Source organism: Kaistella gelatinilytica (genome assembly GCF_015679325.1).
In the GTDB taxonomy this organism is placed as follows: Bacteria; Bacteroidota; Bacteroidia; order Flavobacteriales; family Weeksellaceae; genus Kaistella; species Kaistella gelatinilytica.
Genome location: NZ_JADPVI010000002.1, coordinates 255,814 through 272,855 on the forward strand (window position 1 = coordinate 255,814; position 17,042 = coordinate 272,855).

Sequence of the window (17,042 nt, forward strand, 5' to 3'; positions counted from 1 at the left end):
AGTTAAAATCTTTCTTTTAATTTTTGAAAAAAACTTTTTTCTTCAGCTGCATAACCATACCCGTATTTGTTACCATATCCAAAATTATTTTTACTGACATCATTCAAAACGAATCCGACATTGTTAATTTTCTTTGCGTCAACTTGTTTGTTTGCAAAATCAATCAATGTTTTTTCTGTAAATTCAGATCGCACAACGTATAATGTAGCATCTGCCATCTGGGAGATAAGAAAAGTATCTGTTACCAACATCAATGGTGCGGTATCTAAAATAATATAATCATACTCTAACTTTAGCTGCTCGATTAATTTCTCATATCTACCATTAGAAAGCAAATCTGTTGGATTGGGAGGGATACTTCCTGAGTAAATCACGTCACAGTGATCATTAAAAAATGACAAATGTATGATATCTTCTAACTGCATACTTTCGTCATACAAATATTCTGAAAGTCCTATTGATCTTTTTTTACTAGGATCATAACGCTGTAACTGTGGGTTCCTAATATCAGAGCCAATTACGATTACTTTTCTAGAGGCATTTGCTAAAGTGAGCGCTAAATTAACAGAAGTAAAAGTTTTACCCTCCCCTTTGATTGTTGAAGTTACAAAGATCACTTTACTGGTATCTTTTTTAGGCAACATATAATTCATGTTGGTAATTAATATCCTAAATGCCTCTGACATCGAAGAAATATCATTTTTACCAACCAATTCCGCTTCTCCTCTTCCTATTTTCGGCAACTCACCCATAATCGAAATATGAGAGAGTTTCTCAATATCTTTTTTAGACCTAATTCGATTATTGAGCAATTCTTTAATATAAATATATGCGAAAGGGAAGGCTAAACCGAAAAAGATTGCGACAAGCAAGGTCATCAATTTTTTTGGAGATACGGCACTATCAGAACTAAAAGCGTAATCTACAATTTTTGCTTTTGGAGCCGTAACTGCCAAAGCAATTGCGGTTTCCTCCCTTTTTTGGAGCAGTAAAAGATATAGACTTTCTTTAATTTGTTGCTGCCGCTCAATACTCCTAAACAATTTTTCTTGCGTTGGAATTTTTGTGATTTTTGAATTAACTACATTTTGTTGATCCTGTATTTGATTTCTCGTTAATAAGAGCGCATCTCTGCTTTTCACAAGTCCGTCGGAAATTGATCTTCTCAAAATATTAATCTGTTTCGTCAAATCTTCTACAATTGGATTTTGACTTGTAGCATTTTCTAAAAGTCTATTTCGCTCTAAAACAAGTTGATTATAAGTTATTATATTCGATCCTGCTGTTTGATTACTTAATCCAATGTTGGAAGGCAAGGTTTGATTTGTTCCCTGTTTTGAAAGGTAGGATGCGAGATCATTTGAAAGTTGTAGTTGTGTTTCTATTTCCAAAAGTTGAGCCCTTGCACCTGCTGAATTGTTGAGGCTTATAGAAGCTTCCGCAGCAAGATCTGTGATTTTATTAGCAACCTTAAAACGTTCTTTTTGTCCTTCAACTTCTCCTAATTCATTTGCAATAATAGAAATTCTGTCATCAATGAAATTTTTCGTTTTCATTGATTCTGAATTTTTATCATTAATCGCATCAGCATTGTACACTTGTACAAGTTTATTAATGACATCTTTAGCTTTTACCCTATTTGGATAATTCATTGATAGTTCAATAACCGTTGCATCTTTGTTAACCAGCTTAATATTTGTCATCTTTTGGAAGCTGCTCACTGTTGCTTCTGTAGAACTGTAACCAAAAGTCAAATCTTCCAATCGACCCTTTTTTGCAGGAATATATTTAGGGTTTTTTTGTATAATAATATTTGCAAATGGTAAGTTGATGGTTTTGTTAAAAGTAGTAGTTATAGGAGATGTTAAATTTGCTGAAGTAAGTTTAATTTTATCATCATTTATTTCTACTTCAACTGGTACTACAGGATCATCAAAATTTTTCTCATTTACAAGTTGAATAAGTAACGGTGCCGTTTCCTTGTATAATTCTTTTTGCTTTAAGCCATCTTTTGCAGAAAGGCTGGTTTGTAATCCCAGTTTTGTAACTACTTCGCGCATCATTTTTTTTGATTTCAAAACCTCAACTTCGTTCTCTATACTGTTCGTACCCATAGAGTTAAGCCCAGAGAGATCTGACAATACAGCAAACTCACCACCAGACTTCTTTGCATCTTTAATTAAAATAGTTGATTTAGTATTATAAACTGCAGTAGTTTTTTTTATATAAAAAAAAGCGAGTAATATGAATAGTAAAAGTGATATTGCAAACCATAACCATCTTTGCAAATAAGGCTTAATTACATCGTTTAGACTTACATCTTTGGAAGTTTCCACTTCTGAACTTGAGAATTGGCTCATGTATTAAATTCTGAAAAGTTATTTTTTAAAAATAGTGATGAAGATTCCCGCAAGTCCTACGAGAGTACCGGCAATTGCTATATAAATACCTGTATTTGGATCTTGCCGGGCAATTTTTTCTTTTGTACTATTGGAAGATACATAAATCACGTCACCTTGTTTCAACATAAAGTAAGGAGAATTAAAGAAATCTGAATCCAAGAGATTGATACGCGCTTTTGTAATAACTCCATTTTCATTACGTACCATTAAAACATCCTCTCTCTTACCATATACGGTAAGATCTTCCGCAAGTCCTATTGCGCTAAGTAAACTTGTATTTGATTCCGGAATAGAATATTGTCCAGGTTTGTTTACCTCACCTAAAATGGTTACTTTAAAATTAGCAAGTGTAACATTAACAGTAGGGTTTTTTACATAATTAGCAATTTTAGTATACAAAAACTCTTTCAATTGCTCTACTGTTTTACCGGTCGTACTAACATCACCTATTACAGGAAAGGTAATATTGCCTTGTGAATCTACCAAGTATTCCTTCTGAGTGTTCGCAGCAGATGCTGTAGTAGAAAGCTCATTATTATAATAATTTTGATTAAAAGGACGAACCACTTCCATGTCCTTCGCGGTAACAAAAATTCCGAGTTTATCACCTTTCTGAATTGTAGATGGCTGATTTAATGCTACATTAGCAGCAATTTGCTCTACGTTCTGCATATAATTAATTTCACTCGTCGTGTTCTTGGTTTTGCAAGACTCTAAAGTTAATAAAGCGCAGATAATAAATGGGAATATCTTTTTACTCATAGGTAATTTTTGAATGGAATTTTGCAAATATACAATTCTATATTACTTATCCAAAATTTCGTAAATTGAATTGTTGCTTTTGAATTCCGGGACAATGTTTTTCAGCATTTGAACCACTTCTATTTTCTCTCCCCTCAAAGCAGCTTTGATAATATGATTGGTATATTTGTCAATATCTGCAAATTCCATATTGGCGTCTTTAGAGATCATTATTTTTTCGTTATGAGTGGGTAGCGTTTTAGCGTCATCACTCAATAGTTCTTCGTAGAGTTTTTCCCCTGGACGAAGACCGGTATAAACTATTTTAATTTCGGTATTAGGATCAAATCCTGAGAGCTTGATCATTCTTTTTGCCAGATCCAGAATTTTTACCGGTTCACCCATATCGAAAACGAAAATTTCCCCACCATTTCCCATGGTTCCCGCATGCAGTACAAGTTCGCAGGCTTCCGGGATGGTCATGAAATATCTGACAATATCGGGGTGCGTAATGGTCACCGGACCACCATTTTCAATCTGTTTTTTGAAATGGGGGATGACAGAACCGTTTGAACCGAGTACATTCCCAAATCTTGTGGTGATAAATTTGGTCACATTGTTTTCGCAATTCTGAAGAGACTGCACATACAGTTCTGCCGTTCTCTTAGAAGCACCCATCACATTGGTCGGTTTCACGGCTTTGTCCGTGGAGATCATGACAAACCGGTTCACTTTATATTTACTGGCTAAAATTGCTAGATTTTTGCTTCCGAGAATGTTCACTAAAACTGCCTCATGTGGATTTTCTTCAATCAAAGGAACATGTTTATACGCAGCAGCATGATAAACCATTGAAAACTGGTATTTCTGAAACAGTGGTTCAATTCTGTGGCGGTTAGAAATATCACCAAGAACAAACTTAAAATGGATATGCGGATATTTATCGCGCATTTCATTTTCAATCTCATAAAGTGGCGTTTCAGCCTGATCCAAAATCACGATTAATTCAGGGTTAAACTGGGAAACCTGTCGCACAATTTCGCTACCGATAGAGCCCGCTCCTCCAGTGATCAAAATTGATTTGCCGTGATGTCTGCTGCTCACTTCTACGCTCTCTATTTTAATAGGCTTACGATTGAGCAGATCCTCGATCTGTAGATTTTTAATAGATCCTACCAAATCACTGTCCCGAAGCTTCTGTACAGAAGGAGATTTGAAGATCTGAAGGTCTTTTTCCAGAAAAAGATTCACCCAGGAATTCATTTCTTCTTTAGACATCATCTCTTTGATAATCAAAACGCCGTCTAAAGCCAAATTTTCTTTTGTGTTTTTTTCAATCTTTTCTTTACTGAATATTGGCTTCCCCAAAAGTTGCGCTCTGCGCGAATCATTTCTTTGGGTTAAAAAACCAACAATCTCATACGGTAAATTGGGATTATCAAGAACCGCTCTTGCTACCGCAATAGAGGTTTCATCAATTCCTAAGACGTAAATTCTTTTTTTCAGCGTGCTTCTTCTAAATTCTCTTATAATATGAAAAAACTCCTTTACAAAGAGTCGGAACATGAAAAGGATCATGAAGGAAGACGCAAAGAAAATCGTTAAGAAAGGTACGTGCGCACTGATCAGCTTGAAACCCGAAACTAAAAAATAACTGTAACTGATCACCGCAACGGTTAACGTGCTGCAAAAAGTCGCCAATAATAATTTAAATAAATCGATAAAAGTAGAGTGACGGATAATTCCCGCGTAGGTTCTGAAAATGTACATGAACGCAACGTTTATGGCCATAACCAGCGTATACATGTGTACATTATTATAAAAAACCTTTGTGTTATAGTTTAATTTTTCAATGATATAACAGGAAAAAAACGTAGCACAAAAAATGAGTAAAATATCAATCATTAGAATGATCCACCTTGGCAGATATCTTACATCAGAAAGATTTACCATATTATCACCACCATAGATTACGCTGTTCAAGCTTCTGCGATAACTCATTGTAATGTAAATATTAATGGACTGTTATAGTTGAAACCAACTTTCTGCATTGCATTTTTGTATTTTCAATAGTTTGCAAATTTACAAAAAAAAACAGCGTAATAGCGTGCTTTTAATCTAAATACTCGAGTTCCTCATAGGTAGAGGTGATTCTCTGAAAATCGTTTTCGGTCATATTGGAACCCGATGGAAGACATAATCCGTTTTGAAAAAGTCTCTCTGCCAGATCTCCGCCAAAGTAATGAGACCCCTTAAAAATCGGCTGCAAATGCATCGGTTTCCAGATCGGTCTGGTTTCTATATTGTGGGTCAGGAATTTTTGCCTGAGCGTTTCACGGTCATAATCTTTGCCGGGTTCTACATAAATGAGATTGAGCCAGTGATTAGAAAAATAATCTGAATCAGGTTCTGTATGCAAAATAAACCGCGGATCGTGTTTAAAGAGTTCCTTGTAAAAAAGGTGATTTTGTCTTCGCTGCTGCACCCTTAATTCGAGCACTTCCATTTGACCTCTTCCAATTCCGGCGCAGATGTTACTCATGCGGTAATTGTAACCGATATTGGTATGTTCGTAATGCGGAGCATCATCTTTTGCCTGCGTGGAGAGAAAAACAGCTTTATTTTTAAATTCCTGATTCTTTACCACCAAAGCACCACCACCAGAAGTAGTAATAATTTTATTTCCATTGAAACTGATGACAGAAAGGTCGCCAAAAGTTCCGCATTTTTGATTTTTATAAGTGCTTCCCAGGGCTTCGGCACTGTCTTCGATGATGGGGATTTCGTAGCGTGCAGCGATCTCTGCGATTTCCTCCACTTTATGAGGCATTCCGTAAAGACTTACGGTGATGATCGCTTTGGGTTTTTTACCTTTAGATATTCCAAATTTGATAGCGTCTTCTACAGCGTTTGGACAAAGATTCCAGGTCTCTTTCTCACTGTCAACAAAAACAGGGACTGCACCTACATAAATAATAGGATTGGCGGAGGCTGAAAAAGTAAGACTTTGACAGATCACAAAATCGCCGGGTTTGATATCCAGAAGAATTAAGGCAAGATGCAGCGCAGCGGTCCCTGAACTCAAAGCAGCCACATGCACTTCTTTTCCCAGATAAGTTTCCAGATCTTTTTCGAGGCCGTTAACATTGGGTCCTAAAGGGGCTATCCAGTTTTCGTCAAAAGCATCCTGAATATATTTCATTTCTGTACCTCCCATGTGGGGAGAAGAAAGCCATATTTTATTGTTCATTTTCTACGCCATTCATTTTAATAATTCTGCCGGGATTTCCTACGACAACTGCGTTTGCGGGCACATCCTTTAACACTACACAGCCTGCGCCGATGATTGCATTTTCTCCAATCGTAATTCCCTGAATGAGATTAGCTCCCAACCCGATCTGTGCGCCTTTCTTAACCAAAATATTACCTGCCAAAGCTGCAGTCGGTGAAATGTGCACAAAATCTTCAATAATACATTCGTGTTCAATGATTGCGGCGGTATTGATGATGCAGTGTCTGCCAATTTTTACTTCTGCATTAATGCAGACTTGAGGCATAATCACTGTTCCTTCACCAACTTCTGTAAAACGGGAAACGTAAGCGCTGTAATGCCGCATGGTTTCAAATTCACATAAATGCTTGATCTCGTGATAAATTTTCTCCCGCAAAAAATTATCACCGATAGCTATGATAAGACTTTTATCTTTTAATAATTCCGGAGTCGGCCTGTAAACAGCCAGATTGTGTGGAAAATGATCCGGTGGATTATCATCTACCAAATATTCCAAAAGGTGATTGTTAGAAAGAATGAGATCATAAATGACTTTCGCCTGACCTCGGGCACCATATAAGATCATGCTTGTGAACCTTTAAACGCTTCCATCGTCATGTAGTTATTCGCATTCACGCCATGTCGGTGAACTACTTTCTGTATCGTTATTAATAATATTTTCGCATCAAGCCGCGGAGAGCAAGTCTGCACATATTCAACATCAAATTTAAACTTCTCTTCCCAGGAGAGCGCATTTCTGCCATTCACCTGTGCCCAGCCGGTGATTCCGGGTTTTACGATATGTCTTTTGCTTTGTTCTTCATTATAGTACTGAAGATATTCCGGTAACAAAGGTCTCGGACCAACCAGACTCATCTCCCCTTTTAAAACATTGATCAGTTGCGGAATTTCATCCAATGAAGTTTTTCGTACGGCTTTTCCGATGAAGGTTAAGCGATGATAATCATCGAGCAGTATACCGTCTTTACATTTTTGATCAGTCATCGTTTTAAATTTGATGATATGAAAAATCTTGCCATTTTTCCCCGGTCTTTTCTGAATAAAAAAGGCTGTTCCTTTATTATTGACCACCAGTAAAGCAGTGATCAGGAGGAATAGAGGACTGATAAGGAGAAGAGAAACCCCGGCAATCGAAAAGTCGATCGAAGGCTTCAAATACTTGGAGTAAATCATTTACTGCTATTTAATAAAATAAGGTGCTTGTAGCAAAAATTTTAGATGATCAATTAGGATAGCAATTTTTTCTTCGTTCGTGTTGAATATAAAATAATTCCTACCGCGGTGACCGCCAGCAACGGAATATAATTGTCGATAGGGAGTGGATCCCCGGGATTTCCGCCACCGGGATCAAAAGCTGTCCCGTCATTAGCCTGCGTCTCATTATCTTTTGTAGCGTTTGTCCGGTTAAACGCATTATCAGACTCTTTTTCTGCAAAAGGATTAGGTCCATGCTGTGCATAACTGAAGACACCGATTAAAATGAAGAAGAGATATAGTATATTTTTCATTACCTTATTTGCGCAAATATATTAATTAGAGGTGAAAACCTTCTGTTTTTTTAAACTTTATTTTATAATTATTTATAAGTTCAACGCTTCTGCCTTATTGAATATTCAAAGCATATCATTTATTGTAAATAAATACTGATGCAAACCTACAAAATTTCTACACCATCAACAAAAGCCAAAACCAGTATTTGGCTTTATTGTGGTTGATCGATCAATTTTTTATCTGATAATTTTCTTAGAGGTGATCTGTCCGTTCTGGTTGATCTTCAGCACATAAACCCCATTCACTATTTTCTCCGCAGGAATTACGGCTTTGATGCTGTTTGGATTCAAAGTGAGGATCAATCTTCCCGCCGTGTCAAATACTTCTAAACTGGTGATTTTTTTACTTTTTGCTTTCACTACGAAATCACTTCCATCACGGTACACGATCAGGTTTTCTTTTACGGTGCCTTCTGTTGCCAGAACCGTTTCAGGTTGATATACAATGTCAAATCTTCCGGTAGATTCACCTGCGTTCGCGGCAAACGTGTAACTTCCTGCACTCAGATTCGTCATGATCCCGGTTTGCTTGTCTTTCAGGTAAATGTTCTGGCCATTATCGAAGATGCCTTCTTTCGTGCCCAGACTTATGGTATAATTTCCTGTAGAAAAGTGGTTTGATCCTAATGGAATTACATCTGTATTGACAAAAGTTGATCTTCCGTTGATGACTGCTTTTTGATCACCAATAATCGTGTAAAGGATATCGGACGGTGAACCGTTCATCTGAGAATCATCTTTTGCGAAATCATTAGTACCTGCATCAAAATAAACAACTGCTAATTCGGTGGTAATGTTGGAAGGTGCAGCAAATTTCAAACGGTAGCGATCATCCACTAACGGCGTTCCTTGTTTTGTCGGATTTCCGAAGAACCCTTTTCCTCCATCTCCCACTCTGATGGTATTATCAAAGTAAAGTTTTTTGTAGACTTGTTCTGCAGATTTCACCATGAAAGCTTGCCCAACTTTAACGACATTCGTTGGAGTTTTGTCTTGCAGCGTTGTCCCAGATAAAGTTCCGGCAGGTAATCCAGTACCTGCATTTCCGGCAGTCACATTATAAATAGCGTAGGATGAACCATTGTAGGTACTTCCCTGCTGTGCAGTACCGGAGGCATTTGCAGAATTGTCCCAGAAATAAAAAGTTGCATTGATATTGTTCGAATTTTTATCAGTCGGATTTGGTGACGGCACAGCGGGTAAATTATACAACTGAATTAAATCAATATTAGATGGATATGGATTACCAGTTAAATTATAACCTAAATCAGTAGCTGCTCCTACATTGGAATTAGCCAAAGGATAAGCAAATGATCCGTTCATTGGAACTCCGGTAAATAAAGCATTTACAATAGTACCAGATCCAGGTTCTTTCACAGCTAAACCTCTTCCTAAAATATAAGCACCAGATGAACTATAAAATTTATTGTTGGCTTCATTATGATAAAGGGTAAGCGGTGCATTTGGTGTCGTTACACTTTCATAAATAGCAGTCTTAAGATTGGTCCCAATTAAAGGAGATATCAAATAATTATACTGCGTATTGTCTTTGATGGTGATAACTCTCCTTGCGGAAATCGGTTTAACATTCGTTCCGTTATCAACCTGAATCAGATTACCATCGCTTTCAATCATGACATCGCCCACTGCGGCATTGTTGGTAAAAGTTTCTTTTACGGTTAAAGTCTGCGCTGCATTGATGGTGAGTTTTCCACCTGCATCTACTGTCACATTTTTCGTGACTGCATCCGGTATATTCACGAGCACATTTTTACCAGACGGTATGATCACACATTTTGTAATGGTAGGGATCTGCTTGTTCGTCCAGTTTTCAGGTACATTCCAAAGAACTTGATCTGCAGGAAGGGGAGCTAAACCGGTGAATACTTTTTTAGTGAGTGATACTGCTGTGCTGTTTGCTGTACGCTGACAACCCGAAACGGAACCTGCTGTTGCAGTATACACTTGAGGATTGTTTGAGGCAGCATAAACGATACTTCTAATATCTCCTGTGTAGACAACAGAAAGTAAAGCGTCGTTGAAAAGTCCAGTAATTGGAGACCATATAACCTGACTGTTTTTTAGCTTACCCGTCACAACCACGTCATCAACATACCAATTGTTCAATCCAAATGGTTTACCTACTAAAGCAAATCGTAAATAAACCGCAGGTTGATCATCTAAAGCACTGCTTAAATCAACATTGATTGTTTGTGCAGGTAAAACGCCGTTTGCTATCGGAGTATATACCCAACGGTCTGTCCAAGTAGATCCATCAAAAGAACTCTGAATTTTAATGGCAAAGGGATAGGCAGCAAAACTATATGTACTGAGATAACTTTTAAATGACAATGATATATTATATTTTCCTGTTGCATTAATGACTGTAGAACTTAAGCCGTAAATTCCGTTATCAGCCGCTGCAGAACTTAATGCATTTAGTCTCATCTCGTTCGCTGTTCCTCCTGCTAGTACACTACTATTACCACTCCAAGTCGTTTTGGGATCGGCTAATTGCGTAGCCCATCCTGCAGGAATTGTAGTTACTGAAGTAAAATCTTCGGAAAGTAAAGTCGAAGGCGTAAACAATACTCCTCCATTGGCCTCTAATTTTACATAATCCTGATCACATGCAGTAGCTGCACCTTCCGATAAAGTGGTTTCGGTGATTGAAGTAATTGCTGAAGGTAAAGGATTTACTTTTATTTCAATAACATTCGAATTTAAAACTAAACATGATCCATTTTGCACCACCGCTCTATAATAAGTGGTAGTAGTTGCTGCCCCTAACGTCAAAGTGGTGGTTGTATTTGCGATATCTGTTACCCCCAATGTAAAGCCACTGTCGGTCGCACTTTGCCATTTTACAACCGCTCCTGTTTTGCCTGCTAATGTTAATGCAGTTGGAGTAGATCCGGAACAAAGTTCCTGATCACTTGAGGCGGTTCCTGCGACGGTCGGAGTATCAATTGCAACAACTGTCGTTGCAGTCGCTGTACAACCATCAGAACTAGTTACTGTTAAGGTATAGGTTCCACCCATTGAAGTTGTAGCATTTGGAATAGTTGGATTTTGTGCAGAAGATACCGAAATCACTACATCGTCTATACCTCTTTGAGCAGTACCTGTACCTCTTGTATCAATAAATCTTACATAACGAGTACCTGGATAAGCACTTAAATTAATTGGAGTTATTGGTGTACAATTAGTAATATTTCCTGTTGGCGCACTAATCATACCTACTGTAATCCAAGGTCCAGAAGTCTGAGAAGTAGCAGTAACATCACTTATTTGTATATTGACAGACCAAGCATTTGTATTAGTACTCGTTCTATAGCTACAGCTCAAAATTTGTGGGTTTGTTAACATTGGGGATATGCCATATTGCCCAAGACCAGTAAATAACAAACTGTAATTTCCAGAGCATGAAGAGGAAGTTGATGTAAATGGATCTGCGGTATAAGTCCAACCTGGTATTGAGCCATCAAAATTTTCATTTACACCAACACCGCCTGCTCCGGATAAGGAATATCCATTTGGACCAGTCCATGCGTAATTACTATTCCCTGATGAGCCACTTGTTAATTGAATTGTACTTCCAACGCAATATGGTCCTGTATTCGATGCTGTTGATGTTGGTTTTGGATTAACTTTAAGCGTAAAGGTTTGCGTTCCCAGAGTTACGCATCCGTTTGCATTTTTTGCAGTAATCGTACCCGTATACGTACCTGCTGCGGTTCCAGCAGGAACATTAATGGTAATACTTCCCGCACCAAAATTAAACGTATTTGCTTGATCATTAACTGCCACAAAAGAATTCGCAGGTGATGCATTCCAAGCAATACTGTATGATATTGGTGAATCTGTAGTTGCGGTGTATGGCAAAGTAGTCGTGGTTGCTAATGCATCCTGACATACATCTGCTGTCTTAACTGCCCAAGAAACTGTTGGCGCTGGGTTCACCGTAAAAGTTGCAGCAGAAGTTGCAGTTCCTCCCGCAGTTGTAACGCTTACAGTTCCAGTAGTTCCGTTTCCAATGACCGCTACTAGAACGGTCCCCGAATTTGAGGTTATAGAAGTTACCGCTGTACCGCCAATTTTTACATTCGCCGCGGTTGCTCCAGATAAACCAGTACCATTGATCGTGATTGAACTACCTACACAACCTGACGTTGACCCTAATGAAGTGATTGTCGGAACTATTGTAGCTATTACATTTAAAATATAATCTTCTGCCTCGCCATTATTTGAGTTAAAAACACATGGATTACTTGGTACAGAATTATTGTAATCAGCTAAAATTCGCATTCTATGATTTCCAACTGGTGCTCCGATCGGTACAACAAAACTATTTGAATAACTGGAAGAATAACCTGGAGAAACGTATAATCGTTCAGCACCAGTAAAAACACCATTATCATCAAAATCAACCCAGATGGCAAAACCAAATGTATAGGTACCAGATGCCCCAAAAGATGCGGTAAAATTAATTGGTGAGCCGGCATTCTGACTAACAGATTGCGAAGTAAAATTTCCGTACCCTGTTCCAGAATATCCAGAACTCGAATTTGTTATATTACTGATTCCTCCTGTAGTTGCAAAATTGTTAATGTAATATGTTGAAGTTGCAGAAACAGGAATACAATATAATGACGGAGTAGCAGATACTTCTGCACCTGCACTCCATACAGTTCCATTTCTGGTAAATATTTTATAATAATATCCGGTCCCATTAGTTAACGCAGTAACTGTCTGTGGAGAAGTACTTCCTTTATAAACTACAAAACCATTTCCTAGTCCGGTCCCACTTGCATAGGCTAAATTCGCGGTGTAAGCAGTGCCATCTCCTGTTGGTGTTCCAGTATTTGATGCTGTAGCTGCCACAATCATTATTTCATTGTAACAACCGGTTGGGTTAGTCCAAGTAATCACTGAGGAAGCATTTGCAACACTGGCTGCAGGTAAGGTTACATTATTTGGACTTGCGACGGTAATAGTTTGCAAGTTACCCGCTGCTGGTGTTCCAGTTGCAGTGCCAGAAGCGAAGGTGGTATTTGTTGCAGTAATTGCATTAACCGCAATCGTATTTGTAGCGATTGCTCCACAAGGAATATCTGCTGTAATAAAAATATAACCCGTACTTCCTGCGGCAATAGACTGCGCCGTAAATGATGAAAATGTTTTAGAACCAGCTACGCCCGGAGTTGTTAAGGTCGACAATAAAGTTGCTGTTGCTGAATTAAATATTGCAGATGTTTGATAATAAACTTTTAAGTTCGTAACATCGGCAGATAGGTATGTTCCTGTAGTTGTAGCCGTTAAACCTGTAAGTTTTGCGCTATTAGTTGTTACGCCAATCGCAAAACTATATATTGGTGCAGAATTTGTCCCGGCAACTATATTTCCTGCGGGTATATCATTCGTAGATAAAGTGATTACAGGAGTTAATGGAACACCCGTAAATTCGTCGGCACCGATATCTGGTGTAGAAGTATTTCGAACATCACCATCAAAATCGTCCGTCACTCCCGCAACAGGAATACCACCACTTTCTAATGAAGTTGGCGTTGTGGTATTAATATGCAAATAAGTGGGATCAGATCCTAATGTACTAACAAAAGTAGGGCTTTCCGAAACTGCCTCTTGATCTCTTGTGGACATTACAGTTTTATAACCTGCTAACGTAGTTTGTGGAGTTGTTCCATCAAAATATAAATTCGCTGCAAATAAGTTATTGTTATTTGAAGTAGTCGAATAAGAGGTTAAAGTACTACTGGATCTTCTGTATGCTACTGTTTTTCCAGTTCCTGAAGATGTAGAAAGATTTACTAAATTGTTATTTCTTGAAATTAAAGTTGCACCAGTATTGGTATATAATGCGGATGTACTAAAATTTGCACCTGAACTGGACGCATTCAAATAGACCGTATTGTAATGCGCGTTTATTGTTCCTAAGGTTTGAGCAAAATTCAAACCTATCACTGATTCTGCAGGAGCAGTCTGTGTCCCAGCTGTCGAGCGTAAATCTCCGATAATATTATTGTAAACGTTCGCGGTGGTCGCAGAGGAGATGCCAATACCGCTAATAATACTTCCTGCATTACTCCCGGAAATATTATAAATTTTATTTTTAAATATATTTAGAGTTGCACCGGCGGTAAAGTTAAGACCTCTTGTTGCACCGGTTATTGTTGAAGATAAACCATTAATATTATTGCCACTTACATTTAAAGCTGTGACAGAGGAAGTTCCACTTGTAATTCCCAGAACTAAACCACCAGATGAAACCAAAGATGAAATGGTGTTCCCAGAAATGGTCTGTGCAGCACCACCATTGCTCGTACCTATTAACACTCCCGTCATCGCACCGGATCCTGTTACGTTGCTAATTAAATTATTAGAAACATTACTACCATTCCCAGAATAATTAGTTTGAATACCAGTGAAAACACCTGAACCCAAAGACCAACTGCTAAATGTATTTCCTGTAATATTTTTCGAAGGACCCGGAGCTCCTTCTAAATCTGTCCAAAGATTTACTATTGTCGTACCAGTAACAGTACCATTTGAAAAGTTATTATTTTGTTCGTTTTTAACAGCACCAACAGCTGAACTAGGCGCTGTTGTTGTTAAATAACCTGTGACGGTTCCTCCAGCTCCACCTTTATTAAAAGCAGTAACAATTGAGTTGTTACTTACAGTACAAGTTCCCGTTGCACTTAATGCAACATCATTTGCGATAAAAGTTACATTCCCACTAGTATTTACATTTAGATTTGTAAAAGTATTGGAACTAATATTTTGAGAAAATGTAGCTGAGGAATTAAGAATGTAGGTGTGTGATGAAGAACCAGCAACTGAATGAGTTATTCCTCTTACATCATTTCCAGTAATTGTTAAAACTGCGGTAGAAGCACCTCCTTGATTATTAATTGCTAAAACACTATTAGTTGCCGCTAACGAAAAGGTTAAAGCGTTGCCACTTGCGTTTCCCATTTGATTAGAGTTCATGTTAATTGCTGTAACAACAGCTCCAGAATTTACAATTCCAAAAAATGGTCCTGTAGCAGTTGTATTGGTATTAATTATTGAACCTCTTATAATATTTGAATTCAAATTAATAGTTCCAGCTGCACCGCTATTTATAATTCCTTGAAATTGTCCTGTTGTTGCAGAGGTAGCTGTATAAGAATTATTTAATATATTATTACCTACAATATTTAAAGTACCCGGTAATGATGAATTAGATATACAAGCAAAAGTAGTAGTTGTAGCAGTACTTCCACTTAAAACACTATTTTGAACTGTGTTGTTATTAATAGAAATAGTAGCTGTAGATAACAAAGGAGTTAAACCTTGACTACTTATTGCAACTATACCACCAGTAGTTGCTGTGGTTGGTGCATCAGCAATAGTAACTGTGTTATTATTTATTGTGGAAGTTATAGTTCCAGTTGTTGGAGCTAAAACACCATAAAATTTCAAAATTCCATATACAGTTACAGGTGATGAAACTAAACCGGTATTAATAGAATTATAGGATACATTATCATTAATTTGTTGGTTCATTGTGATTGCAGCATAACTAGTTGCAGACAGTTTTGAGTATCCACTAGCAGCAATTAACCCTCCTAAATTAGAAATTGTATTTGCAGTAACAGCAACATTACCTCCAATGTCATTTCCAATATCTATTGATGCAGCGATAGTTCCAGAACCAGTAAAGAATATTCCGTAATTAGTATTACTTATGTTATTAGAGTAAACTTTATTATTACTATTAGCTCCTGCAGAAGATGTTGCCTCAGCTGTAACTGTTCCGCTAGTTGCAGTGTGAGTTGTATTACTGTAAATACCAAACGTATTTGTATATGTTTTATTTAAAGAAATAGTACAGTTTTGAATTGTATTAAATTGTGCTCCATTTGTAGAAGTAGCATATAAAAGAGCTACCCCAAATTCAGTCATATTATTTGAGCCTACAGTTGTAGTTGTATTAGATGCATTCTCTTGTAAAGTAAAACCATCAATTGTAATATAATCACCACCAACAATTTTAAAAACTGCATCTACTATTGAACCACTTGCTTGCGGTGTAAAAGCTGTAAATGTTGGATTTGCTCCTGCCCCATTTTTTACAAAAGTTATTGTATTTCCAGCAGAACCTGATGCTGTAATTGCATAACCTCCCGCAGGTGCAGTTTCTGTATATCCTGCAGGTACAGAACAAACTACAGTTCCTGTATGAATGCCCGCTGTATTAATAGCAGTAACAGCTGCAGCAACAGTACCGTAAGAGGCAATTGGTGAACTTGTACCAGTTGTTGAGGTAACCGTTATAGGATTTACTGTAAATGTTGCTTTGTAGTTTGCACCGCCATTGCTCGCAAAAGCAGTTCCAGGTGAACCAGGAGCATCAGAATAAACTTCAACAGTATAATTACCGGCAGCTAAACCAGTTAGTAAATTAGCAGTGCCTCCTGTTCCTTGCCAAGATTGATTTTGACAACCAGGTCCTGCACCTGGATCATCTGACAGAAAATTCATTGGTAAAGAAGTAAATGTTCCGGAAGGTGTAGCAGATGTTAGGTAAACTCTGTAATATAAATTTCCACCAGTGGTGTCGCCACTATTGCACTTTACGGTTTTGTTTTGTCCTCCCTTTAAAACTAATGATTGCCCCAGAGTGAATTGACCTAGTGTTGCTCCTTGGAAATCAGGATTTGGAGTTGCAACACCCATATCGTAATAAGCGTTTAAACCGCCGTTAATGCTCAAAATTACATAACTTTCATAAATTGCGTTTGATTGCGCACTCGCACTCGCACCCAAAACCACAAAAAGTACCGCTAGCAATACTTTCAAAGACTGTAAAGATTTTTTCATATAAATATTTGTGTAAAAAAGAGAGGGCAAAATTAATCTTTTTTCAACATTTACAACACATAATCGGTTTTATTTTATGTATTTCCTTAAAATAATGGTTTTCTTAAAAGGAAACCTTTATATCATTGGGTTTTCCATAAAGGAGCCTTATTTCACTTACGATAAATTAAT

General features: G+C 37.6%; 8 protein-coding genes. All 8 read right to left on the reverse strand.

What is annotated here, in order from left to right:
* Positions 1–2: 2 nt before the first annotated feature.
* Positions 3–2,360: a GumC family protein gene (locus IV494_RS08475; protein ID WP_196079728.1), complete on the reverse strand. Its 2,358-nt coding sequence runs from the start codon at positions 2,358–2,360 to the stop codon at positions 3–5.
* Between the two features lie 18 nt (positions 2,361–2,378).
* On the reverse strand, positions 2,379–3,074 hold the full coding sequence (locus IV494_RS08480; RefSeq protein ID WP_230380029.1) for a polysaccharide biosynthesis/export family protein: 696 nt from the start codon (positions 3,072–3,074) through the stop codon (positions 2,379–2,381).
* Between the two features lie 132 nt (positions 3,075–3,206).
* Entirely contained in the window at positions 3,207–5,144 is a 1,938-nt protein-coding gene (locus IV494_RS08485; protein ID WP_196079730.1) for a polysaccharide biosynthesis protein, read from the reverse strand.
* Between the two features lie 112 nt (positions 5,145–5,256).
* On the reverse strand, positions 5,257–6,393 hold the full coding sequence (locus tag IV494_RS08490) for a DegT/DnrJ/EryC1/StrS family aminotransferase (RefSeq protein ID WP_196079731.1): 1,137 nt from the start codon (positions 6,391–6,393) through the stop codon (positions 5,257–5,259).
* Positions 6,383–7,000, reverse strand: a complete 618-nt coding sequence (locus IV494_RS08495) for an acetyltransferase (RefSeq protein ID WP_196079732.1) — start codon at positions 6,998–7,000, stop codon at positions 6,383–6,385. The genes IV494_RS08490 and IV494_RS08495 overlap by 11 nt, the downstream gene beginning before the upstream one ends.
* Complete coding sequence (locus IV494_RS08500; RefSeq protein WP_317193002.1) at positions 6,997–7,605, reverse strand: sugar transferase; 609 nt, start codon at positions 7,603–7,605, stop codon at positions 6,997–6,999. The genes IV494_RS08495 and IV494_RS08500 overlap by 4 nt, the downstream gene beginning before the upstream one ends.
* Before the next feature lie 56 nt (positions 7,606–7,661).
* Complete coding sequence (locus tag IV494_RS08505; RefSeq protein WP_196079734.1) at positions 7,662–7,943, reverse strand: hypothetical protein; 282 nt, start codon at positions 7,941–7,943, stop codon at positions 7,662–7,664.
* A gap of 219 nt (positions 7,944–8,162) precedes the next feature.
* Complete coding sequence (locus tag IV494_RS08510; RefSeq protein ID WP_196079735.1) at positions 8,163–16,871, reverse strand: GEVED domain-containing protein; 8,709 nt, start codon at positions 16,869–16,871, stop codon at positions 8,163–8,165.
* Between the last annotated feature and the right edge of the window lie 171 nt (positions 16,872–17,042).